Raw genomic sequence first — 22,654 nt, 5'->3', positions numbered from 1 at the left:
GTCTATGTGCTTTTTACCATTATCACCCAATTTATTCACTGGTATTACCAGCACTTGCTATTTCACACCATTTGTTGTAAGATAGTAATTAAGGTCAATTTAACAATATATTTTCTTTGCATATTATCAAGTATCAATCAGGACCATTTCGTACTCCTTATGGGTTTTTGATAATATGTGAACTTTTATTTTCATTCAAATAAGGCCGATCATATTGTAATCTTTTTAAATTTTAGGAGGCATTACCATGACATTAACAGGTAAAGTAAAATGGTTTAACAGCGAAAAAGGTTTCGGTTTCATCGAAGTTGCAGACGGTAACGACGTATTCGTTCACTTCTCAGCTATCACTGGCGACGGCTTCAAATCTCTTGACGAAGGTCAAGAAGTTAGCTTCGAAGTTGAAGACGGTAACCGTGGACCTCAAGCTAAAAACGTTGTAAAGCTATAATTCAAACAATAAAAAGGTTGTTACCAGCTCGGTTAACAACCTTTTTAATATATAACTAAAAATTTTTACATAAAAGGAGTGGTTACATGTATCGCAATCGAAAGAACGATGTAGCAGAAGTACCACCGGAGCAAACACCTGTTTGGGAATGTGAATCAGAGGATTGTTTAGGATGGATGAGAAAGAACTTTTCATTTGAAGAAGAGCCTAAATGCCCTTTATGTAAAAGTAGCATGAAAAGCGGAGAACGTTTATTACCTAAGTTAGGTTAATTTTTACATGCCCCTCTTATTTTATTAAGAGGGGCTTTTTATTAATAATGATTATCCTCTAGATCTGTTCGCACAACAGAATACATTAATGCATCGTGTTGTTTATTTCCTTGATGAATGTATCCGCGTAACAGTCCTTCCTTTTGAAAACCTAATTTAGATAACATATTACACGAAGTTATATTTTCAGGATATGTAATAGCTCCAATTCTAAATAAACCTAAATCTCGAAATCCATAAGCAATAATTTCTCGAGCAGCTTCTGAAGCAAAACCATTCCCCCAATAACGAGGGTGTAAATCATATCCAATCTCAGATCGTTTACTCCAAAGTTGTAAATTATTTAATCCAATTGTTCCTACTAAAGTATTTGTTTCTTTTAATACAATCCCCCAACGTATCGCCTTTTTCTCAAAGTAATTTTTCGAAAAAGATTCAATCATACGTGAAGCTTGTCCAAACTCAGTAAAAGAATTCATACCGTAATAACACGTTACCTCATCTAATGAGAATATTTCATATATTTTTTGACAATAAGATTGTTCTATTTCAACTAAGCGCAAGCGTTCTGTTTCTAACATAGGAAATGCCATAGGATCACTCCTTTCTCTCTACTCATTTATTATAGCAGAAAAAGTATTTATAATTAGGAAAGTCCTCAATGTCCCACAAATCAAATATTTCTAGCGATGTTTATCCTCTTAATAATATATAACTTCGTTGTATTTATTAATTCCCCTCTAAAGACCACCCCTAATTAATACCATCTCATGTTAAAATATAGAAAAACAGTAAATACTTCTGACGGAGGTGCTTAAACTTTATGTATATTTTCATTGGCTTATCCCTCTTGCTCATTTTACTCATTTTTTTATTCGCAAAAAAATTCACACCAAACTCATTCATGATGACTAGTTTTAAAGGAAATAGCTTTAAGACATTTTCAGTTGGTATATTAACGGCTGCCACAATCTCTCTTTCATACGGAATTTATCACGCAGCGACATATCAACCTAGATATTTAAATATTGAATTGCAAAATCAAAATTTTACTGTTTTCGGTAATGTTGGTGAATTGGGTTATTTCTCAGAAGAATTACTAAAAAAAGATGCAGAAGTTAAACTATATTTTGCCTCTTGGGAAACAATACAATTAAGTAATCCAGAAATAGTAGTAGCCTACCCTTCAGGAAAACAGGAAACATGGAAACCTAATATAACAATAATACCTACAAATAAATTACAAGAAGAACATAATATTAAAGAACTTTATCAACTCTCACCGTACTCCTTTAAAGAATCTGGAGAAATAACATTAACTATTAAAAATAATAAAGCCAATCATAAAAAGATTTCAATTAATGTGAAGTAACTACAAATAAAATGTCCCTCCATTATGTTGGAGGGACATTTTTATTTTCATATGTATTCAATATTATTATTTTGACTGCTCATTCAATGTCGCAATTATTTCATTGGCAGTATTCTTTCCGTTTCCAATACAAGCACCAATTCCGACACCGTAATATGAAGCTCCAGCTAAGTATACATTTGGATAAAGAGCCGTCAATTTTTCATTTAATGATTGCACTGCTTGACTATGTTCCAAATGATATTTCGGCATTAAATCTTTCCAATTTGTAACTTCAATTACTTCTGGTTCACCTTGAATTCCAAGGCTCTTTTCAATATCATATAAAGCTACTCGTACCAATTCCTCTTCACTATAACTTTTGATCGTTTCATATACTGGATTAGTGCTCTTATAAAACATTCTTACTAATAGCTTTTGTTTACCCGATGTATGTTTCCACTTCCTGCTTGTCCATGTGCAAGCATCACAATGCAAATCACTGTTTTCCGTTACGATAAAACCTGTTCCGTCAGCCGGTAGTTGTTCATCTAGTATGTCAAAGCCTAAATAAATACTTATAAGCGATGAATTTTTAAATTTATTAAAATTCTCGTTTAGCTCATAAGACTGTAATAAATTTTGTGCGATATCATGCGGAGCCGCTAAAACGACAGAATCAGCTTGTATTGTCTCATGATTTGCAAAAGAAATCTCATATTGATCACCTTTTTTACTTACAGCAGTCGTTACAACACCTTTTTTAATGACAGTCTCAGTCAGCACTTCTTCTAAGCGATTAATAATTGTAGATAGTCCACTTTTAAATGATACAAATTTTTTATTTCCTGCTGATTGAAATTGTTTTTTATTCTCTTCAAAACCTTTAATAATACTTCCGTATTTATTTTTATAATCCACTAAATACGGTAATGTAGATGCCATAGTAAGCTCATTCAATTTACCAGAATATACACCTGAAAGTACAGGCGCAATTTGTCTTTCCACTAACTCTTTCCCTAAAAAGCTTTCTAGAAATACAGCAAGTGATGTATCCTTTGTAAACTCTTTATTTTTCGTAATAAAATCTTTTAAAGCAACGATTTTCCCTTTTTTTGAGACTAGTGTACTGCTAAATAATGATTCAACACTCATAGGAATCCCAAATATAGTGTCAGCAGGAATTGGATGTAATATGTTATCAGAGTATATGTATGAAATACCTGTTTCGTTATATACCATTTCATTTTCTAAATTCAAATCTTTTACAAGCGGCAAAACATGTTCATTACGAGCAACGATAGAATCTGCTCCAGATTCCATAATAAAATTATTTTCTTCCACACTGTGGATTTTACCACCTAAATACTCTTCTTTCTCAATAAGGATTAAATTCATATCTATATTATAATCCTTCTTTAATTTTTCTAAATAAAACATAGTAGAAAGTCCAGTAATACCTCCACCGATGACAACGACTGTTTTCATATTTGCTGCGCTCCTAACCGATACAATTAATAATTCCTTTATTATTATACCCAAAAGTCCCTATATCCGACTAGCAGCTTGCGCATTCTGTAAGAAATTAGACAATATATTCGAATATATTCCCGGTTGATCATTATGCACTAAATGACCGGCAAACGGAATAACGGCAATATGTATATTATTGTTTAATTGTTTAAAAGTTGTAGCGGCTGTAACTTCATCTTCTGAATCTCCCCCAACAATACACAGTGTGGGTATTTGAAGATTAGCTACATCACCCGTTTCATGAAATGGGTACCAATCCTTAACTTGCCACGATTCAAGCAATCCTTTCCAATCACTTTTTACATGAATTTGATTCATATAAGTTACTACTTCTTCATTTTCCATCAACTGTTGATGACACTTTGCTTCATACTCCTGAGACTCTTCCCAATTATCTCGCTTAACTGGAAAAACACCTGAAAAGGTTAATGTCCTCACTTTATCTGGATATTTTTTTGCAAATAATAAAGCGGCTAATCCCCCTAGTGAAACACCCGCTATATGACAACTATTAATTTGCAAATGTTCTAGCGTATCATTTAAATCATCTGCAGAGCAAAGAAAATAATTATCTAATGTACCTCCTGATTCGCCATGTCCTCTTAAATCAGGACGAATTACTTTAAAATGCTTTTCTGTAAAAAATTCTACCTGCTCTTCAAACTCTACTAAACCTGTCATCCCACCAGAATGTAAAAGCACAATTGGTTCCCCTTCGCCTGAAATGTGCGTATGTAAAATCATTTATTCTCCTCCTACTATAATGAATATTCTGTTTATTGATTGTATATCGAGTACCTTTCTATTACTAAATAATAAAGAACTATAACATATTCAAATCACGTCATAGTTCTTTCTATTTTAAAAACATAAACCAGTTAATTAATTTGTCAATTTCTTGGCTGAGCTCTATTACTTTTTCATGTTGAAGTCCATAATTTGAGACTAGATTCAATAATTCTTCTTTTTTCAATTCAATTACTTTTTCTAACTTTACTAATTCCATGTCGTCTATATTCGCTCCAATTTCAAAATATATGTATTTTAGTATAGCCTACTTACATAATAAGTAAAAGCCTCATACTCATGTAAAATCTTACATATTTGAAAAAATAATATACTACTAACAAAAAAGAGACTTATACTAAGTCCCTTCTTGCAAATCACACCAATTATCTACCATACTTACTATGCAATACTTCCTTACAATTATCCCATTTAGGAATCGTATCCTGCTTTTTCCCTTTAGACGCATTCTAGTAACAGAAATAAACATATTCTACATCCTCTCACGTAAAATATAATAAGTTATTACCAAAAACTTTCGTATTTTTATAAATATGTTACTGAAGCTTATGAATATGTACCAATTACTATTAATTTAAAGTTAGACACTTTTACTCATTAATAATAAAACAGAAGTTCTCAATTGTTTTATTTTTATATTCCGGAACCCTTGTTAAGTGATCAAAATAACTATATGAAAATTTAAATATGTGCCCAAAATCCCAATTAAATTCACTATAGTCTTTAAGCCAGAATGCATTATCTAGCGGAAGTGTATCAACTTGTTTTGCATTTGTGAGAGGTAAACGATCTACAGGAGAATTCAATATTATTTGAGCATTCGACATTAAATTGCGACTTTCTCTAAGTACATAAACTAGCTTTAATAGTGGTTTTATTCCTCGTTGAAATAATTCTATATGCCCTAAGTCATATAATATATTAACCGCATGTGAAAAGGTAAGCATATGGCCAATTAAATCGTGATGTGATTCCGCCTTATATATAACATGAAATTTTGATAACTCATTTAAAATAAATTTAGATAATTGCTTTGGGTTTTTAATTTCACTTTGAATCTCATCATAACTTATACTTAATTGTTTTACTTCTTTAGTTGTAAAACCAATCCAAGACCTACCGGGAATTGTTTTTTGAAACGATAAGATAAGGTTTGCTATATTATTAATATCTTGATTACTCCCCCAATGACTCAACTCCTTAATGGCTAATAAACTTAAAGAAGCGTAAATTACATTGTGACCGACCCAATGGAGTTCATCAATCGTTTGTTTCAAAGATTTGATTATCATTTTTTCAGCACTTTGAAAATCGATACCTTGTTTATTATCAATTGTTTCTCCTAACATTTGCTTATGGAGCATCATTTTCGCTTGAGAATAAATGTTACATGTTGTTTCTTCATCAATGCTATTATCTTTAGCAAAAAAATAACTAGCAATTGCAGCTGCTCCAAAATGCGCATGCCAAATATCATTTGTTTCTTTTTTACATTGAGATATAATTGAAAGCCCACCTTTTAATACACTTATATTTTCCATCTCTATTATCCTCTCTAACCCCTAATAAAAATGGATTTTTAGCATCTATAAAGTTGCCAAAAAGTCCGGTAAAAATTCTTGAAACATTTCTTCCTTTACTGTTATAAATTTAAGTTGCCCCTGTCGTTCTACAAGAATTAAATCTGCTTCTAACAATATTTTGAGATGATACGATCGATTTGACTTATTCGTTCCTAATGCACTCTCAATTTTTCCACAAGTATGTTTGTTTTGATTACGAAATAAATAACGAACAATCTCGATTCGTTTCCCCTCTGCCAAAGCCTTAAAAATTTTCACTCTTTCTTCATCTGAATTATTTTGTTTGATAGTCATGGAACTACCATATTTTTGTTTTTTCTTTTGTCAAATCTCTCATCTTATTTAACATAAATAGTGAAAATCAAATGTGTATGTATTTATAGAAAGGCTTTTATTATACGCGCGAATCTTTACGTAATTCATATTTTCTATTATGTTACCACTTAGTATGTATTCTTAAGTTACTCTCTTAGCTTAAGGAAGGTGTTAGCACAAATAAGATATGATTCATCTCATCACTCTTATTCAAAAATCTATGCTTCACATTCGGTGGAATACGCACAACGTCTCCTTCTTCTAAAAAGTATTCACGCCCTTCTAATTCCACATACACTTCCCCCTTCATTACAACCGCAATTTCTTCTTTATTTTCGTGAGAATAATGACTTTCTGTTGTATTTGCGTGTTCATTTAAATCCATCATTAGCATTTCAATGCGAGCTTTCATAAAATCTGGTGTTAGCACATCATAAACAATATGATCATTATTTTCTCGATATACTTTTTTTCGATCTTTCTTCTTAGAAATAAGTGAGTCTGTATCAATATCATTAATAAAAAGAGTAAATAGCGGGACATTTAATGCTTTCGCAATTAATTCCAATACATTTAAAGAAGGATTGGCATTTCCTCTTTCAATTTGACTAATAAGTGAAGTACTAATTCCTGCATAATCAGCAAATTCACGAATTGTCATATTATTTTTCTTACGATAACTTAAAACAGTTTGACCCAGTCGATAATGAATCATTGTTACAACTTCCTTTCGTCCATCATAATACATCTTTTGTTCCTTTTGTGCTGACATACTAAACAGGAGCAATAAATCCTTCCTTATTTCACCTAAGGCTTATATACTAACTCTTGTACATTATATTATATATTTTTCATTATAATAAACAACATAACGGAGGGACAAACTTTGAAATCACCTATTCTTTCATATTTCACCTTATTTTTCGGCGTGTTCGCCTTATCTACTTCAGCTATCTTTGTAAAAATAGCTGATGCCCCTGCAGCAATCACTGCTTTTTATCGATTATTGTTTGCTACGGCAATTCTTTTACCATTTCTAATATTTAATACAAGTAATCGAACCGAACTTCGCTCATTATCAAAAAAACAATGGGGATTTGGACTCTTATCTGGATTATTTCTAGCAGGTCATTATGTCCTCTGGTTTGAATCATTACAGTATACTTCTGTAGCAAGTTCTACAGTTATCGTAACGTTGCAACCTTTATTTTCAATGGTCGGTGGTTATTTTTTATTTAAGGAACGGTTTACAAAAGGTGCGATTATAGGCTGCCTTATTGCAATTTCAGGAAGTGTCGTGATCGGGTGGCAAGATTTTCAGATTAGCGGAGAAGCTTTATACGGCGATATTTTAGCTTTTATTGCTGCTGGCGTTATAACAGCTTACTTTTTGATTAGTCAACATGTTCGTAAAGACCTCTCCCTAATACCGTACTCGGTAATTAGTTATGGCAGTAGTTCTTTATTTCTCGGCATATTTGCTTACACACAGCAATCATCTTTCTTACATTACACTTCACAAACATGGTGGTCCTTTATAGGTCTGGCATTCATTGCAACGATTTTAGGACAAACAATTTTCAATTGGTTATTGAAATGGATGAGCGCTACGGTTATCTCGATGAGTATTTTAGGAGAAACAATTGGAACTTGCATTCTAGCCTACTTCATTTTAGATGAAACAATTTCTTTACAGCAAGGATTAGGAATTCTACTTATTTTCAGTGGATTAGCATTATTTTTATTACAACCGAAACAATTGGATCACAATTTATAAAGTGAAACTTTAATCAGTAGGTTTTTTGTTCACCTCCCGCTGATTATTAGGCCTCACCAATCGGGCGTTTACAGGCAGTAAAACTCCCACAAATAGCGGGATAAACAAGAAAAGCATGACAAACTAATGTCATGCTTTTCTTGTTTATTTATTATTGCGGAGATTGTTCTACCTGCTTTTGCTTTAGCCTTTGCTCCAATACATGAATCATGAAGAGGAAATGCTCTGCCTCTCTTGTAACATGATCAGCAAGCAACGGATTAATAACATTCCGAATTTGGCATGTCGATATTTCCGTTCAATTTACACCTCTATTTATTATGTACAATCAAACCATTTGGTCTAAAACGACTCATTATGATTTCGTTAACAAATTTCCCATGCGCCTTCAAATTCCCAACCTTTACACCCTCTTCGATAAATCCAAATTTTTCATATAATACTTTGGCTCTAGGATTCGTTTCTAATACACCAAGTTCCACTCGTTCTAACATTAGCCAATTATCAGCTAAATCCAGCATTTTTGTAAGAAGTGCTTTTCCAATTCCCTTATTGTGATATTCACTATCTACTCCGATGAATAAATCACCCGAGTGAGATCTTCGTCCTGGGCTTTGGGTTAAACCGACAAATCCAACAACTTCTCCATCATATTCTGCTACAAATTCAAATTGATTCTGCGCTAAATTTCGAATTCTATTCTCCATTGCATCTACACGCATACTAGGTAGAAAAACCATATATGGTAAAACATCATTTTGAATGCATATACGATGAATTGCTCTAGCATCTTGTATTTCTACTGCTCTAACGTTAATCTCCATCTTTCTCTCCTCCATTCAAGTATCATTATTCTAATATCCAACCGGAAAATCCTACCTACCCTTATTTCTTTATGTTATTTTTATATAATTATTCCGATATAATATCCATTTTTGAACATCATCTCTTATTCATTATTCATACTCGTTCAAAATAAAAAATCACTTAGAAGACACTAAGTGATTTTTTATTTAACTTTTTACTTGATTATACAATTCAAGCAGCTCTTCTACTGGAATACCGTTTATTTTCATACCAGTTATATTACAATTTTCTATTTCCGCGTTTTCAAGATTACTATTACTTATTATACATCCTTCCAAATCACATCGTTCAAATGAAATAGGCTCCTTTTCAGTTCCAAGATTTGTATTCTTGAATTGCACTCCACCTAATGTCACCAAGTTAAATTTACTACCTGAAAGATTTAAATCTGTATATGAGGAGTTCCTCAAATTTATATTTTTAAACTTTGATTGACTTAAATTACAATTGCTCAAATTAATATTCATTACATTGCTATAAACAAATGAACTACCTTTTAAATTCACTTGATAATACTCTGTATTTACCAAATTACAGTTTTCGTATTGCCCATTTTTCATATCATTATTATTAACTAAGTTTTCTTCGCTTGAAGCTTTCTTTATTCTTTTCACATAACAATATTCATCTTCCGTTTCAAAAATTGTTTCAAAGCCCATTTTTTTATAAAAATGGTGGTTATTTATTTGTCTACTAGATGTCTCAAGATCCCAAATTCTTACGCTCGGAAACTCTTCTTCTATAAAATCGATAACCTGTGATCCGATCCCTTTTCCTTGATGTTTGGGATTTACAAAAATACGATCAATTCTGCCGTAAGACTTACCAGAAATCGTAACTATAATTCCACCGACAATTTCTTCGTCCATTATCACTTTAAAATAATCTAATTCTTCGATCGAATATATAGTCATCTCAACTGAAGAATACCCTGGTGGTTGAATGTTATAATCAATTACCCCCTCTTGGTCACACAACCATCGTTTTGCTTCTTCATCGAATGTCCTTTTCATTATTTCTGTTAACTTTTCAGCATCTAAAATTGTAGCTTTTTCAATAGATATTATCGTCATTTTGTTTTCCCCTTAAATGTTATAAACCAATAACTTATATGTACAACAAAGTTATTTATTCACTTTTGTCTTTAATACTTTTCCCATTATTACATAAGGAACATCATCTTTACTTGGATGAAATGGTTCCAATACATTTACCCAATCTAATTTTCCATATAAAGAACGCGCTTTTTCATTGTTTATTTGTGTAGTTAAAACACTTGTTCTATTTGGAACCCATTCTAATAATTCATTATGTAATTTCGTTCCAAGACCCTCATTTCGATATTCCGGATGAACTGCTAACTCTACAAATTCAAAACAATCTTCTAACCATTGGTCTACTTGTTCCAAATTCAATGATTTTCTCATTAATTGATTATAGTAGTATCCTTCCAAAGAACGATAACCATAAGTAAAACCAATAACTTCATTTTCATCATTTATTGCTAATACTCCTTTAAAATCTGTATATCCCATATGTCTTGTAATTCGTTCTACCATTTCATCAAAATTTCTTTTATCAAACACTTTACAATATAGTTTTGCCATATTAATAATTATGGCCTCATCTTTTCGTATAGGTAATATTGTCATTTCATCACTCCTATTTTTAGTGATTATATTTACTAACACTTATAAATAATTATAAAATAAAGAATATTAAAACGGAATATATATCTTCTTATTCATTTACTAAGTACAATAAAAAGCTCTGGAGCATTTTTATAAAAAAATTCATGCTTCAGAGCTTTTGTATATTTTTTGTTGTTTCTTTGTTATGCACCTTCCGTACCATAATCTTCAATTGTTAACTTTACATTATATTTAATTGGAGTCTTACTAAATACTTTATCCCAATCTTTTTCAACTTTTTTCCATACTTTTGGATACTCGATTTTCAAACTAGTGTTAAAGCCAGCAACGTCAGTTTTATATTCCTTTTGAATTTTTTGCAATGTATGTTTCACTAATCGCCTCACTTCTTGTTGGGCAGATTGCTCCACTCTTTTGAGAAATGCATTTTTAAAAGCTTCCTCTGACTCAGACCAGTTTTCGGATAACCGGCCCACAGACTGAACATTGACATCGAAAGAGAGCTTATCCCCTTTAACATGAGGCGTAATTTTACTTTTCATAGATTTCACTTCATACATAACTAATTTTCCCGTCTTTTTATCATAACTTTTCACCAAGCCACTTTTCCCTTTTGCAGTTATCCACATTCAGCCCTCTAATTCATTCTCGTTCAAAAAGCCACGGAGTTTTTTTGTACTTCCTTTCATAACAGCAGCACCTACATATTTCACTTCTCCGTCTATAGAAATCACGTTTGGCAAAAGAAAACTCGCTCCAGATTTCACCTTTCCTGGTAGTTTTGCAAGTGGCATCGGCGGTAAAATTCGTGAGGATCTATATTGGTTATCTTCGATTTCAATCAAGCGAAATGCTGGAATCTCCCCTGATTCTTTTGATTTTAACACATCACTAGCTACCCCTTTACTAACCATAATAAAGCAACTAGGTCTCATTTCATTATCACGAACATAAATGTCCAATAACTGCGTTAAATTATATGTTCGTGCAATACTTTCACTAACAACTATTACTTTTGTATGGTGAAAAATGATAGGCCTTTGCCTTCTTAATGCAACTTCACGTATTGATTGATGAACAGAATCTCCTGTTTCTGCAACATTCATATAAGCCTTTTGTTGTGATACTCCACCTTTTCCTCCGTCTGATGATGATTGTGCTTTAACAAACTGATAGGTGGTTGTTATTAAATTCTTCTTTTTATATCCGCCGCCCTTTTCTACAATCTCTTTCTCAATCTTAGTTTCTTTTCCTTTATCTATCGCTAAACCTACGGCGAAACCTAACTCCTCGATTTCATGACTACTCCAGCATCCTGTAAGTAATAAGAGAAAAACTATTGACGTTATTCTTATAATAAATTTTTTACCTTTAACATTTTGATTCATGCCTGTTTTTCCTCCCCTTTGCTATCATAAGGAGAAGAAACGGGAGAATACCAAATAATATAATCGCTGCGTTACTAATCAAATTTCCAAGTTCAAATAATTCATTTATGTTTTTAGGAATTGCCGCAACGATATATATTACCGGAAGTAATCCATATAAAAAGGAATGAATATTTTTATTAAAGAGCTGCGCTAACCCTAAAGCAGCTGCATAATAACAAATTGTATATGTTGCAAAGATTTGCATAATCCATATCACTAGTAACAAAGATTCAAACCGTTCAAAAATTAAGCCTTGAATTTCAAAACTTCTCATAAGGTCAATTGTAGGCCATGTTCTCACCAACACACCATCGATAGAAAACGCTCCTATAACCATTACAACTGTAATGACATAAAAAAGTAAAGGAATCATAGTGCTAATTATTACAACCCTTACACCTTGAGATGGCTTCTTCATAAAGGCTAAAAGTATTAACATAATTTCAGCACCCGAATATGCCATAGTTGTTGTTTTTAAGCCTTTTAATACCGGAACAATCCCTAATCCTAATACAGGACGAAGATTATCCAGTTCAAATATTCCAATACTCATAAAAGATGTCACTAAAAAAATAAAAACTGTAATTGGAAAAATAATTTCAAATAAACGTGCTATCGCATTTATTCCGCCTAGATTTAAATAAAGACTTATCCACATGAATGGTATAAGAATAGCCCAGTCAGGCGTACCTTCTAATAGAAAGAAACTTGTTATACATTCCAACGTTCTAAGTTCAAAGGAAGAAAGTGTTAAAAAGTAACCGATAATCAACAAACTAATTAACACTCCAAGCCATTTCCCTACAAGTTCTTGGCTATATTGATAAAATGTTTTTTCAGGAAATTGTTGACTTAACTTCACGATAATTATACCTGCAACTATCGCAATTAATCCTCCTAAAATAACCGTTATCCAAACATCAGGAGTTTGCACTTTCTCAGCTGCTGTTCTAGGTAAAGTGAGGATTCCGATAGCAAGTATATAATTGATAAGAATCACAGCTGCCTGTGAAGTCGGAATTTTGTCCTTTGAGTTCATAATCATTCCTCTTCACTTCCTTTCCGTACATAGTCTTTTAAATTCAACATTTTCGGACGTCGCTTCATCATCTGAATTGGCATACGAACAATAAAATCCTTCCAATCGGTAACTTGATATAAGACAGCCGGGCTAGCATAAGGTACACCAAAACTTTTAAGCCTTGCAATATGACTGCATATAAATAAGAAAAATAGAATAACTCCATATAATCCGAATATAGAAGCGGAAAACATAGCTACAAAGCGAAGAATACGTAATGGAATTGCTGTACTATAATGAGAAAGTGCAAAAGAAGAAATAGCCGTGGCCGCCACAACAATTACCATGATTGGACTCACAATTCCAGCTGATACAGCTGCTTGCCCAATGATTAATCCTCCTACAATTCCCATCGCTGAACCAATCGGCTTAGGTAGTCGTAGCCCTGCTTCTCGTAAAATTTCAATAGCAATTTCCATAAATAATCCTTCTATAATTGCAGGAAACGGAACGCCTTCTCGCCCTCCTATAATTGAAATGGCTAACTTAGTTGGAATCAGTCCAGGATGGAATGAAATAAATGAAATGTACAGAGCGGGAGCAAATAGAGAAATAATAGCTGTTCCAAAACGCAATAAACGAATCAGTGTACCTGGTATCCAACGCTCATAATAATCTTCAGGCGATTGCATCATCATGCTAAATGTAACTGGAACAATTAATGCAAAAGGTGTTCCATCTAATAAAATTGCAACCCTTCCTTCCATTAATGCAGCGATAACTTTATCAGGACGTTCCGTACTCTGTACTTGGGGGAAAGGACTAAGATAATTATCTTCAATAAGTTGTTCTATATAACCTGACTCTGGCACATTATCAATATTAATTTTCTCAATTCTTTTCTTAACTTCTTCTACTAACTCTGGATCAGCAATCTCTTTCATAAAGGCAACAACCAAGTCTTTCTTAGCCCGTTCTCCTACATGAAATTTCACTAATGATAATCCTTCATTTTCACCGTGTAACCGCAACAAAGCAGTATTGTCCGACAAAACTTCTGTGAAACCTACCCGTGGACCCCTAACCGATCCCTCTGATATTGGCTCTTCAACATTACGTGTTTTTCCTTTTTTTGTATTAAGTATTAATACATCTGATAATCCATCAATTAATAATGCCGTTGAACCCATTAACACTTTTGGCATCATTTTTTGTATGGATTGTACTTCATCGATTCCACTAATAGAAAGAACCTGATTTCTAATATACTCTTTTGAAATACTCTCTTTCGCACTAGATGATTCATCTTTATACTCATCAAAAAAATTACCCATTAATGATTTCAAAATGTGCGTATCAATAAGATCTTTATCTGAAAGCCCTTCTACAAAAACAAGAACTGCCCGGATGCTAGTCCCACCGATATTAAACTCTCGACAATAAACGTCCGAGTTATCAAGAGCTTCTTTTTTTATAACCTCTAGATCTAAGTTGAAATCACCTGTAAAATAATCTTCAGAAACTGTTGTTGCGTTATTCTCATATGTATTTCCTTGTTCTTGGCTTTGGTTAACGATTGAATCCTGCGCTTTCACCTTCATCACTCTTTCTCAAAAAACTTCCTATACTAATCTTCTTAACATATCAATATTTATCCTCACTTAAGTCCTCCGTATGGTTCGTTATATTATTCTTTTTCTAGTGCGCGAATCCAACTAAAAAATCTTGAAATTATAAATGGAATGAAAAGTACGAAAAAGGCGTGTATAAAAACTTTCCACTCAGGTACATAAGAAACAATCGTGCCCCACATTTTCATCATCCTATTACAATACATAATTTTAGAAATTCCTCACTCAATTGGAATTTCTTACGAATTATTATGTCTGATAAGAAAAATTTTGATGCACTTAGAACCTCATGTTACATTTCCTCTATATTTTTCGTTGCATATTCAAAATGGTCATTCTTTATCAAGCAAACAAAAAAGAAGGCTGCCTAAAAATCAGTTTTACTGACTTTATCGGCAACCTTCTTTTATAAAGTATCTTCTTTTTGTAATTGCTTTTCTTCTTTCCAAAGCTTTCCTGGCCAAAAAGCAAATCGTCCTAAAACGACCGTAATCGCAGGCACAAGTAGTGGTCTTACAATAAATGTGTCTAGCAATACACCAATTGCTGTCACAATACCGAATTGAACTAAAACTTGAATTGGTAACGTACCTAATACTGCAAATGTTCCTGCTAAAATTAAACCTGCTGATGTAATGACACTACCTGTTTGTATAACACCATTTTTCACTGCATCTAGATGATTTTGTTTCTTTCTGTTTTTCCATATTTCTGAAACCATAAAAATATTATAATCTTCCCCTAAGGCAACTAAAAATACGAATGCATATAACGGTATCGCACCTTGTATTGCTGGAGCTCCCATACCAAAATGAAGTAATATCCATCCAGCTCCTAATGCAGAGAAGAATGATAAAACGACAGTTACAATTAAGTAAATCATCGCAACGATTGAACGTAAATACACAAGTAAAAGTAATGCGATAATACTAATCATAACCGGAATAATAACCGCTTCATCACGTTCAGTAATTTGCTTGGTATCATATAATGACGCTGTTTCTCCGCCAATCCACAATTGATTTTCAGCATTACTAATCCCAGCATCTTTTAGTACTTTTTCTACACTACTTTTCAATTTAGGGATTTGATCTAATGCTTCAATTGAGTAAGGATTCTCCGCTAAAGAAACTTCATACATTTGTATCTGTTTATTGTCTTTTCCCTCTTTTGGCTCTTTCACTGTATTTACAAAAGAAAATTTCTCAATTTCTTGCTTAATAGGAAGCTCTTTTCCTTTCGTATCAACAACAATTTTTACAGGTGCTAGTTCACCAGCCGAAAAATGATCACTAATCAACGTAAACCCTTCACGTGAAGGCATATCTTTTGGAAATGATTCTAATAGGTCATAAGTGTATTGAATGCGCGGTACGAATGAAGCTAATCCACCTAATACAAATACGGTTAGCATTATAATTGTCCACGGTCTTCGTACTACAATATCTCCAAGCTTTTTACTAAATAGGCCTTTTGATTTTTTGACTTTTACTACTTTCTTTTTCTTTCTTGCAAACTCTTCATTCATCGAAGTCGTTCTCGGTATAAACGGGAAGAATGCAACTCTGCCGAAAATTAATAAAAATGCCGGAAGAATTGTTAAAGCAGCAATCCCCATTATGAATACAGCAACACTAAATGGTACTGCAAATCGATGAAAGGCACCATACTGAGCAAGTAATAATGTTCCTAATCCAAGTACAACAGTTAAGGCACTCATTATAATTGCCCCGCCAGATGCTTTAATCGCAAGTTGCAGCGCTTTATATTTACTTTCTTCTTCTAACAAGTAATCTCTATATCTCGAAATTAAAAATAAACAATAGTCCGTTCCAGCACCAAACAATAATACTGTCATGATTGATATCGCTTGGGCATCTACTTTAATCCATCCGTGATCGGCTAAAAAACCAAGTGTAGGACTAATAATACCGTATGCAAAGCCCACAACAAGTAAAGGTAAAATTGCTAAAATTGGTGAACGATACAATAAAATTAATAAACCTAATACGAGTAATACGGTAGCAACTAATAATTTCACATCTGCTTGACTAAATAAACTAACCGCATCCGTTTGAATACCTACAGGTCCAGATAATCGAACATGTAAACCAGAGCTGGTAATCTTTTGTTTAAAAGGATCTCCGTCCACTTTGCTATTCACTATTTTTCGTAACTCTTCTAAATTACCTTTTAATATATCCGTTCCAGCAGATTTATTAAAGAATACCGGTGTAACAAATGATGTACCATCCTTTGATGCGCTTTTTGATAATACTTGCTCTGGAATTGTATCAAATGGTGGTAATGTTGATTGTTCTTTTAAAGGACTGGCCTTTAATTCTTTATAAACGTCTTGTATGAGTTTATAATCCTTTGACTGTAATCCACCATCTCTATGCCATACTACTAACAACGGATTTCCTGCATTATTAGGAAATTCTTTTTTCATAAGTGTTTCAGCTTGCTGTGACATAGCTGTTTCAGGTAAATTTTTCGGATTCGGTTCTTTCATACTGTTTACTTGTGGCAACGTAAATGAAAGTACCAATGTAATAAGAATCCATACCGATAATGTTATCCATTGCGTATTCTTCCCTGCTACAATCTTCCCTAACATATGTAACGGGTGCTTTTTCATAAAAACCCACCTTCCTTTTCCCTCCAATATTAATTATATATACTGGTCAGTTAATTAATCAAGTATGATTAAAAATTATGTTATAATTATCTCAATCATAAATGTCAGGAGCGAATGTAGTTGGAACAAAAACAACGTCCTCTCGGAAGGCCTCGTCAAAATAAAAATACAAAATCTACAAAAGAAATCATTTTAGAAGTTGCAACTAGGTTATTTCTCACTCAAAATTATCAAGTTGTTTCGATGGATGAGGTCGCGAAAGAATGTGGTGTTACAAAAGCAACCGTCTACTATTACTATTCAACAAAAGCGGATTTATTTACCGCTACTATGATTCAAATGATGGTACGAATAAGAGAAAATATGGAGCAAATCCTCTCTACAAATAAGAATTTGGAAGAAAGATTATTGGACTTTGCTACAGTATACTTACACGCAACGATGGATATTGATATGAAGAACTTTATGAAAGATGCAAAACTATCTTTATCTGCAGAGCAATTAAAGGAACTAAAAAATGCCGAAGATAACATGTATGAAGTATTGGAAAAATCAATTGCTAATGCGATGCATATTGAAGAAATACCTAATGGGAATCCAAAATTAGCTGCCCATGCTTTCGTAGCTTTATTATCAATCGGGAATTTTAAAGATGAGAATAACAATCCTATTCTTGCAAATATAGATGAATTAGCAAAAGAAATCGTTTCTTTTTATTGGAATGGGTTAAGTCATTAAAATTAAATTGATTATATTTAATAAAGAGCATGTTTGAAATTTCTTCAAACATGCTCTTTTATAATTTAAGGGTTTTATTTATATACTAGCAATTAGATTGTACGTTAGCACTGATTAACAATACATTCTTGTCTACAGCTTTTGAATTTGTGCATTTATATCTCCCTTACTTAATCCCCCATGGTAACAAACTACTGATTCAATATCTAGATTTGAATACTTCTTCAAAGACTGCTGTGCTTCCTTAACATTTAAAGTTGTTGGGGCATGAATTCCTCCTAACATTCCATTCACACTGTACATTGAATCCCCGGCAACAAGAGTTTTACTTTGTTTCAAAAATAAACTGATATGACCCGGAGTGTGCCCTGGGGTATGGAGAATACGAATGCCACCGCAATACGGAAGTTCTTGACCGTCAATCAAAGTATCACTCACCTTTCCTTTCGGAGGATTCTGTACTTGTGCATCCTTCAATAAAGGTAACTCCCCCTCGATATATGGCTTATCTAGTTCGTGAGCATAAACTTTTATATTACTTCCAAGGTTTTGTAATATTTCAGGAAGACTACCTATATGATCTATATCCTGATGCGTCAAAATTAGGACTTTTAGCTTATCAAATGATACCCCAACCCTCTCCATCTCTACTTGTATATCTTCAAATTGTCCAGGGAAACCAGTATCTATTAAAACTGCCATTTCATCATCCCATAAAAGAATTGGGTGAATAATAAATTCTTGAAATTCAAGGTGTAGCATTTCTACTCCTTTAGCAATCTCCATACAGCAATTCTCCTTTATAATGAAGTTTGAAAATATGTACGAGTACACAGAAAATATAAAGCCCGGCTATCTTATAATATGTTTTGTCATTCCAATAGAGAATGCCTCAAACCCTATAGATTCATAGTAAGATTGCAGATTTTCTACACACATAAGTTGGGGAATAACTTTGTTTTGTTCACAGTGCTGGATTAATCGTCCCACTATTTCTTTTCCAATGCCAATGGACTGATATTCTTGCAATACACATACACCGCAAATAACCCCCGTTATTACACCATCGGATATAACACGCCCCATACCTATTAATTGGTTCTCTTTAAAAACATATATTACATACCAACTTTGTTTACACATTTGTTCCAATTCATTAACCGTTAATTTTAGAGAATTCCATCCTAAAGATTCATATAAAGCTAATAATTCATTGAATTTTGTTGGATGTTCAATTGTGTAGCTTATTTTAGTTTTCATAAACCCTCCCTATTCTCCTATTTATTTGTATCTTCTTTTACATTACTCTATTAAAAATTTCAGACCGTCATCAACTTAACTTGAACAAACTTCAATAACAAAAATAGAATTCCTTCTTAACATAAAAAAAAGTTACCTCACCTGAGATAACTTCTTTTATATAAAACTATCATTATATTATCAACCAAAAATCATACAGCTACATACGATAAGAATAAATAAAACTAATAAACTATTTGAGAAATAACCCATAGTATACTACCCCTTTATTTAATTATGTAAAAGATTTTACCATAAAATTATTAATAGTATAATGACTGAAAAAGACATTGGCTTCATTAGTTTTTTATGTATAAAGTAATATTTTATAATCTTTCTATTCACCTCTCATAAAAAAACTTTAATTTTTTCTCTACTGTATCTCTCACGATTTAAATAACATTGATATTAGTAAATGAATATTTACTAATATCAATGTTATTATTTGATTTTAAGTGAAAATAGTAATAAAATAATTACTAAACCGATAAAGGACGCCGAAAATAATGACTAATAAAGAATTAATAAACGAATACATGAATTTATTACTAAATATGTCAGGTACTTTCAAATTATTATCAGAGAAATCCACTGAATTTACACATTTAGAGCAACACATAGTTGAGTATATTGCCCAGCAAAAAGTCGCTGTAAATTTAAAAATGATTGCTAGTTATTTAAACATACCTAAACAACAATTAAGTGTAACCGTTCGTAATTTAGAGCAAAACGGATACATTATAAAAAAACAAGATACAGTAGATAAACGAGCTGTTTTAATCTCCCTAACAGATAAAGCTGAAAAAGCACATTATGAAAGATGGAAACAAATTTATAATAATTTCACTAGTAATCTTGAAAAACTCAATGAAGAAGATCAACGTGATTTAACTTACGGACTGTATAAAACAAATAAAATGCTATCAAAAATGCTAAATAACGACTAATCATATATAAAAATATTTTTTATTATTAAACGGAGGACATTTCATGGTTAAAGAAATAGATTTCCAATCAGTTCAAGGTACTATGCTTATCCCCCTATGGGGACGAGCATATGGTAGTGAGAAAAATAAGGATATTTTAAATGATACGGAAGCAATTCGTATTATTAATGAATGCGACTTTGATTTCTCTAAAATAGCAGATACATTTGGCGAATACGGATGTATCACTTACATTACCCGTGCAAGAAAAATAGACGATACTATTAAACAATTTATTATAAAATATCCGAATGCTACTATAGTAAATATCGGTTCTGGACTAGACACTACTTTTTCAAGAGTTGATAACGGTACAATACAGTGGTATAACCTTGATTTGCCTGATGCGATCGCTTTTCGCAAAACATTAATTGAAGATACACCACGAAATATAAGCATTGCCAAATCATTTTTTGATACTTCTTGGTTTGACGATATTAAGTTTAACGAAATGAATGGTATCCTTTTTATATCTGCCGGTGTTTTTTATTACTTTAAAGAAGAAGATCTGAAGGAGATAATTGTCGCTATGGCAAAACGTTTTCCTGGAGGAGAGTTATATTTTGATGCTGAATCAAAGTTCGCGCTGACACTTTCGAATGCTACTGTAAAAAAATCTGGTAATAACGGCGCTATGATGTATTTTCACGTAAATAATCCAAAGGCAATAGAAAAGTGGTCTTCTAACATAAAAATATTAAGCTGCTCCCCTTTCTTTAAACATATACCTACAAATAAAGATTGGGATGGAAGTACACGAATTATGATGCGGATTGTAAATTTAATAAAGATGTTGAAATTCGTTCATTTGCGGTTTGAAAAATGATAAATCTATAGCTTATACGTGAGCGGAAAACATATCAACAAAACCACAGCCTAGATGCATAGTGCTCTCCTTTCAAATTTGATAGGTTCTTCTCTTATCTATTTTACTTTTTACACATTAAAAAAGAGCGAATCTACATTCGCTCTTTTCCACATATTTATGGCGTAAAGCTTATCATCCAACCTAACATAAATCCAAATACAGCAAACAGTATCATAAAAACAAATAAACTACATGCCCACAATGCATATTTTCGACTTTTGCTTTTTGTGAGCATGCCTACGACTGAACACATCAATCCAGCTCCAACTATTTCTCGAAAACCTTCGCCAATAAATATTTCTTGAATAAGCAATGTAATGTTCAAATACAATAACGCTAGAAAGGCAATAATTAATGAAATAATCCCCATCCACGTTTCCTGTTTATAAATATGACTCTTTCTTTTTTTTAAGAATGCCAATTCCATAATCTCGCTTCACCTACTTTCAAGTTTCTAACTTTTTCATGGCTCATCAATTTTTCAACTTCTCCTTTAGGTCCAGTTACAACTGCCCCGTATGTTTTTACCCCATTTTTTTCAAGGAAAGAAATACGCTTTGACAACTCTAATGTTTTCGCTCTAGATAGCTTCGCCGCTAAATCTTCATGCTTCCGTAATGACTTTAACACATCAATAAATTGTTCCTCATGAGGTGAGTCACTTAAAAAAGGACCACTTAGACTTGAAATCAGATCTGCTGGAAAGCCAATTGGGGCAACATACTGACCCTCATCATTCTTTTGCTTCTCCTCTAATCCTGTATTCACGGCATACCAAACAATATCAATAGTAGGAAACATGTTCTTTACCTCTTGTACACTTAATAATTCTCTAAAAGATACAAATGCTTCTACAACAGATTCTTGTGGAAGACCTTTTAATACCTGAGCTTCCTCGCTACTATTATAAGACACATTATAATTATTAGGATGAGATAATACTTCATTATCTATATATAGGACTTCTGGAATTTTTTCATCTATTGTATATTCACGGCTTACTTTCGTTGCTTTACTTAATAAATAATATGTTTTCTCTTCGCCTATTCGAATATCTTTCTTTCCTACCCTTTTATACAAATCAAAATGCAATTGTAAACTAAGCGGTAACAATGTTTGCTCCATGTCCCTTTCTTTCATAAATACATTTGGTTCCGTTACACTTAACGTTTGTTTTACTACATTCCGTATCTCCATTGCGTTTGTAGGTGCAAATGCATAGTATGCGAGTGTAGATACATATAAAATAGGTTGGATAAGTAATAAAAAAGTAACTACAATCAAAACATTCGTGATACGTGCTCTTTTTTTTCCTATTTTCAACACTTGCTCCTGTTTTCCATCAGGAAGAGAAGCAGGCCTTTGATGAAGAGCTTCTTGTAACAATTCTTTATAACCTTCTTCTTCAGAATGAGGTTTATCATTTGTCATT

The 22,654-nt window shown here is 32.6% G+C and carries 24 protein-coding genes and 2 pseudogenes; 7 read left to right on the top strand and 19 right to left on the bottom strand.

The window, feature by feature from the left end:
* Nucleotides 1–247 precede the first annotated feature (247 nt).
* Complete coding sequence (gene cspD, locus BAU23_RS09210) at nucleotides 248–451, top strand: cold-shock protein CspD (protein ID WP_000176365.1); 204 nt, start codon at nucleotides 248–250, stop codon at nucleotides 449–451.
* An 86-nt stretch (nucleotides 452–537) separates the two neighbouring features.
* On the top strand, nucleotides 538–723 hold the full coding sequence (locus BAU23_RS09205) for a cold-shock protein (protein WP_000286203.1): 186 nt from the start codon (nucleotides 538–540) through the stop codon (nucleotides 721–723).
* A 41-nt stretch (nucleotides 724–764) separates the two neighbouring features.
* On the opposite strand, the gene BAU23_RS09200 is transcribed toward BAU23_RS09205, so the two are convergent.
* The gene (locus BAU23_RS09200; RefSeq protein WP_000885409.1) at nucleotides 765–1,316 is read right to left on the bottom strand and encodes a GNAT family N-acetyltransferase; all 552 of its coding nucleotides are present in this window, start codon (nucleotides 1,314–1,316) and stop codon (nucleotides 765–767) included.
* Nucleotides 1,317–1,546: 230 nt separating this feature from the next.
* Here BAU23_RS09200 and BAU23_RS09195 point away from each other — a divergent pair, with 230 nt between their 5' ends.
* Nucleotides 1,547–2,095, top strand: a complete 549-nt coding sequence (locus BAU23_RS09195; protein WP_000275246.1) for a hypothetical protein — start codon at nucleotides 1,547–1,549, stop codon at nucleotides 2,093–2,095.
* A gap of 66 nt (nucleotides 2,096–2,161) precedes the next feature.
* Here the strand turns inward: BAU23_RS09195 and BAU23_RS09190 are convergent, their stop codons facing one another.
* The 6 genes from BAU23_RS09190 to BAU23_RS09165 all read right to left on the bottom strand — a co-directional run bounded on the left by BAU23_RS09190 (nucleotide 2,162) and on the right by BAU23_RS09165 (nucleotide 7,084).
* Nucleotides 2,162–3,562, bottom strand: a complete 1,401-nt coding sequence (locus BAU23_RS09190; RefSeq protein WP_000860386.1) for a protoporphyrinogen oxidase — start codon at nucleotides 3,560–3,562, stop codon at nucleotides 2,162–2,164.
* Between the two features lie 60 nt (nucleotides 3,563–3,622).
* A complete protein-coding gene (locus BAU23_RS09185) occupies nucleotides 3,623–4,351 on the bottom strand; it encodes an alpha/beta fold hydrolase (RefSeq protein WP_071734191.1) in 729 nt (242 codons plus the stop codon).
* A 112-nt stretch (nucleotides 4,352–4,463) separates the two neighbouring features.
* Complete coding sequence (locus tag BAU23_RS09180) at nucleotides 4,464–4,613, bottom strand: aspartyl-phosphate phosphatase Spo0E family protein (protein WP_000424364.1); 150 nt, start codon at nucleotides 4,611–4,613, stop codon at nucleotides 4,464–4,466.
* 391 nt (nucleotides 4,614–5,004) lie between these two features.
* Nucleotides 5,005–5,955, bottom strand: coding sequence for a hypothetical protein (locus BAU23_RS09175; protein WP_071734189.1), 951 nt, complete (start codon nucleotides 5,953–5,955; stop codon nucleotides 5,005–5,007).
* Nucleotides 5,956–6,000: 45 nt separating this feature from the next.
* Entirely contained in the window at nucleotides 6,001–6,291 is a 291-nt protein-coding gene (locus BAU23_RS09170) for an ArsR/SmtB family transcription factor (RefSeq protein ID WP_000153203.1), read from the bottom strand.
* A 175-nt stretch (nucleotides 6,292–6,466) separates the two neighbouring features.
* Nucleotides 6,467–7,084, bottom strand: a complete 618-nt coding sequence (locus tag BAU23_RS09165; RefSeq protein ID WP_001275930.1) for a helix-turn-helix domain-containing protein — start codon at nucleotides 7,082–7,084, stop codon at nucleotides 6,467–6,469.
* Between the two features lie 114 nt (nucleotides 7,085–7,198).
* On the opposite strand from BAU23_RS09165, the gene BAU23_RS09160 reads away from it, so the two are divergent.
* Nucleotides 7,199–8,089 (top strand): DMT family transporter, encoded by an 891-nt coding sequence (locus tag BAU23_RS09160; protein WP_016129400.1) that lies wholly within the window; start codon nucleotides 7,199–7,201, stop codon nucleotides 8,087–8,089.
* Between the two features lie 151 nt (nucleotides 8,090–8,240).
* On the opposite strand, the pseudogene BAU23_RS09155 reads toward BAU23_RS09160, so the two are convergent.
* The 8 genes and pseudogenes from BAU23_RS09155 to BAU23_RS09120 all read right to left on the bottom strand — a co-directional run.
* Nucleotides 8,241–8,381 (bottom strand): annotated as a pseudogene (locus BAU23_RS09155) (DUF2935 domain-containing protein); the annotation flags it as partial.
* 19 nt (nucleotides 8,382–8,400) lie between these two features.
* Nucleotides 8,401–8,913, bottom strand: a complete 513-nt coding sequence (locus tag BAU23_RS09150) for a GNAT family N-acetyltransferase (RefSeq protein WP_000405227.1) — start codon at nucleotides 8,911–8,913, stop codon at nucleotides 8,401–8,403.
* A gap of 189 nt (nucleotides 8,914–9,102) precedes the next feature.
* Nucleotides 9,103–10,029, bottom strand: coding sequence for a GNAT family N-acetyltransferase (locus BAU23_RS09145; RefSeq protein ID WP_071734185.1), 927 nt, complete (start codon nucleotides 10,027–10,029; stop codon nucleotides 9,103–9,105).
* Nucleotides 10,030–10,080: 51 nt separating this feature from the next.
* Nucleotides 10,081–10,608 (bottom strand): GNAT family N-acetyltransferase, encoded by a 528-nt coding sequence (locus BAU23_RS09140; protein ID WP_071734183.1) that lies wholly within the window; start codon nucleotides 10,606–10,608, stop codon nucleotides 10,081–10,083.
* A 182-nt stretch (nucleotides 10,609–10,790) separates the two neighbouring features.
* Nucleotides 10,791–11,996, bottom strand: a pseudogene (locus BAU23_RS09135) (Ger(x)C family spore germination protein).
* The gene (locus BAU23_RS09130; protein ID WP_000605761.1) at nucleotides 11,980–13,083 is read right to left on the bottom strand and encodes a spore germination protein; all 1,104 of its coding nucleotides are present in this window, start codon (nucleotides 13,081–13,083) and stop codon (nucleotides 11,980–11,982) included. The pseudogene BAU23_RS09135 and the gene BAU23_RS09130 overlap by 17 nt, the downstream one beginning before the upstream one ends.
* Nucleotides 13,080–14,660: a spore germination protein gene (locus tag BAU23_RS09125; protein WP_016129395.1), complete on the bottom strand. Its 1,581-nt coding sequence runs from the start codon at nucleotides 14,658–14,660 to the stop codon at nucleotides 13,080–13,082. The genes BAU23_RS09130 and BAU23_RS09125 overlap by 4 nt, the downstream gene beginning before the upstream one ends.
* A gap of 436 nt (nucleotides 14,661–15,096) precedes the next feature.
* Nucleotides 15,097–17,331, bottom strand: a complete 2,235-nt coding sequence (locus BAU23_RS09120) for an MMPL family transporter (protein ID WP_071734181.1) — start codon at nucleotides 17,329–17,331, stop codon at nucleotides 15,097–15,099.
* 120 nt (nucleotides 17,332–17,451) lie between these two features.
* Here BAU23_RS09120 and BAU23_RS09115 point away from each other — a divergent pair, with 120 nt between their 5' ends.
* Nucleotides 17,452–18,069 carry a TetR/AcrR family transcriptional regulator gene (locus BAU23_RS09115; protein WP_000436009.1) on the top strand — a complete coding sequence of 206 codons (618 nt, stop codon included), beginning with the start codon at nucleotides 17,452–17,454 and terminating at the stop codon, nucleotides 18,067–18,069.
* 132 nt (nucleotides 18,070–18,201) lie between these two features.
* Here the strand turns inward: BAU23_RS09115 and BAU23_RS09110 are convergent, their stop codons facing one another.
* Nucleotides 18,202–18,855, bottom strand: coding sequence for an MBL fold metallo-hydrolase (locus tag BAU23_RS09110; protein WP_000401483.1), 654 nt, complete (start codon nucleotides 18,853–18,855; stop codon nucleotides 18,202–18,204).
* A 66-nt stretch (nucleotides 18,856–18,921) separates the two neighbouring features.
* Entirely contained in the window at nucleotides 18,922–19,329 is a 408-nt protein-coding gene (locus BAU23_RS09105) for a GNAT family N-acetyltransferase (RefSeq protein ID WP_000850343.1), read from the bottom strand.
* 545 nt (nucleotides 19,330–19,874) lie between these two features.
* On the opposite strand from BAU23_RS09105, the gene BAU23_RS09100 reads away from it, so the two are divergent.
* On the top strand, nucleotides 19,875–20,315 hold the full coding sequence (locus BAU23_RS09100; protein WP_000182278.1) for a MarR family winged helix-turn-helix transcriptional regulator: 441 nt from the start codon (nucleotides 19,875–19,877) through the stop codon (nucleotides 20,313–20,315).
* 43 nt (nucleotides 20,316–20,358) lie between these two features.
* Entirely contained in the window at nucleotides 20,359–21,180 is an 822-nt protein-coding gene (locus BAU23_RS09095) for a class I SAM-dependent methyltransferase (RefSeq protein ID WP_071734179.1), read from the top strand.
* Nucleotides 21,181–21,337: 157 nt separating this feature from the next.
* On the opposite strand, the gene BAU23_RS09090 is transcribed toward BAU23_RS09095, so the two are convergent.
* Together BAU23_RS09090 and BAU23_RS09085 are read right to left on the bottom strand one after the other, a co-directional pair.
* Nucleotides 21,338–21,649: a hypothetical protein gene (locus tag BAU23_RS09090; RefSeq protein ID WP_071734177.1), complete on the bottom strand. Its 312-nt coding sequence runs from the start codon at nucleotides 21,647–21,649 to the stop codon at nucleotides 21,338–21,340.
* Entirely contained in the window at nucleotides 21,631–22,653 is a 1,023-nt protein-coding gene (locus BAU23_RS09085; RefSeq protein WP_071734175.1) for an anti-sigma factor, read from the bottom strand. The genes BAU23_RS09090 and BAU23_RS09085 overlap by 19 nt, the downstream gene beginning before the upstream one ends.
* Nucleotide 22,654 lies beyond the last annotated feature (1 nt).

The organism is Bacillus nitratireducens (genome assembly GCF_001884135.1).
Lineage (GTDB): Bacteria > Bacillota > Bacilli > Bacillales > Bacillaceae_G > Bacillus_A > Bacillus_A nitratireducens.
Note: the sequence above shows the minus strand (reverse complement) of the source record. Positions and strands in the feature narration are given on the sequence as shown.

Bases quoted from the DNA above. Each gene is read 5' to 3' on its own strand.
- BAU23_RS09180 (WP_000424364.1), bottom strand. From the start codon at position 4,613: ATGGAATTAGTAAAGTTAGAAAAAGTAATTGAATTGAAAAAAGAAGAA.
- BAU23_RS09195 (WP_000275246.1), top strand. From the start codon at position 1,547: ATGTATATTTTCATTGGCTTATCCCTCTTGCTCATTTTACTCATTTTT.
- BAU23_RS09095 (WP_071734179.1), top strand. From the start codon at position 20,359: ATGGTTAAAGAAATAGATTTCCAATCAGTTCAAGGTACTATGCTTATC.
- BAU23_RS09125 (WP_016129395.1), bottom strand. From the start codon at position 14,660: ATGAAGGTGAAAGCGCAGGATTCAATCGTTAACCAAAGCCAAGAACAA.
- BAU23_RS09175 (WP_071734189.1), bottom strand. From the start codon at position 5,955: ATGGAAAATATAAGTGTATTAAAAGGTGGGCTTTCAATTATATCTCAA.
- BAU23_RS09130 (WP_000605761.1), bottom strand. From the start codon at position 13,083: ATGATTATGAACTCAAAGGACAAAATTCCGACTTCACAGGCAGCTGTG.
- BAU23_RS09170 (WP_000153203.1), bottom strand. From the start codon at position 6,291: ATGACTATCAAACAAAATAATTCAGATGAAGAAAGAGTGAAAATTTTT.
- BAU23_RS09110 (WP_000401483.1), bottom strand. From the start codon at position 18,855: ATGGAGATTGCTAAAGGAGTAGAAATGCTACACCTTGAATTTCAAGAA.
- BAU23_RS09140 (WP_071734183.1), bottom strand. From the start codon at position 10,608: ATGACAATATTACCTATACGAAAAGATGAGGCCATAATTATTAATATG.
- BAU23_RS09105 (WP_000850343.1), bottom strand. From the start codon at position 19,329: ATGAAAACTAAAATAAGCTACACAATTGAACATCCAACAAAATTCAAT.
- BAU23_RS09200 (WP_000885409.1), bottom strand. From the start codon at position 1,316: ATGGCATTTCCTATGTTAGAAACAGAACGCTTGCGCTTAGTTGAAATA.
- BAU23_RS09165 (WP_001275930.1), bottom strand. From the start codon at position 7,084: ATGTCAGCACAAAAGGAACAAAAGATGTATTATGATGGACGAAAGGAA.
- BAU23_RS09205 (WP_000286203.1), top strand. From the start codon at position 538: ATGTATCGCAATCGAAAGAACGATGTAGCAGAAGTACCACCGGAGCAA.
- BAU23_RS09150 (WP_000405227.1), bottom strand. From the start codon at position 8,913: ATGGAGATTAACGTTAGAGCAGTAGAAATACAAGATGCTAGAGCAATT.
- BAU23_RS09100 (WP_000182278.1), top strand. From the start codon at position 19,875: ATGACTAATAAAGAATTAATAAACGAATACATGAATTTATTACTAAAT.
- BAU23_RS09190 (WP_000860386.1), bottom strand. From the start codon at position 3,562: ATGAAAACAGTCGTTGTCATCGGTGGAGGTATTACTGGACTTTCTACT.
- BAU23_RS09085 (WP_071734175.1), bottom strand. From the start codon at position 22,653: ATGACAAATGATAAACCTCATTCTGAAGAAGAAGGTTATAAAGAATTG.
- BAU23_RS09120 (WP_071734181.1), bottom strand. From the start codon at position 17,331: ATGAAAAAGCACCCGTTACATATGTTAGGGAAGATTGTAGCAGGGAAG.
- cspD (WP_000176365.1), top strand. From the start codon at position 248: ATGACATTAACAGGTAAAGTAAAATGGTTTAACAGCGAAAAAGGTTTC.
- BAU23_RS09090 (WP_071734177.1), bottom strand. From the start codon at position 21,649: ATGGAATTGGCATTCTTAAAAAAAAGAAAGAGTCATATTTATAAACAG.
- BAU23_RS09185 (WP_071734191.1), bottom strand. From the start codon at position 4,351: ATGATTTTACATACGCACATTTCAGGCGAAGGGGAACCAATTGTGCTT.
- BAU23_RS09145 (WP_071734185.1), bottom strand. From the start codon at position 10,029: ATGACGATAATATCTATTGAAAAAGCTACAATTTTAGATGCTGAAAAG.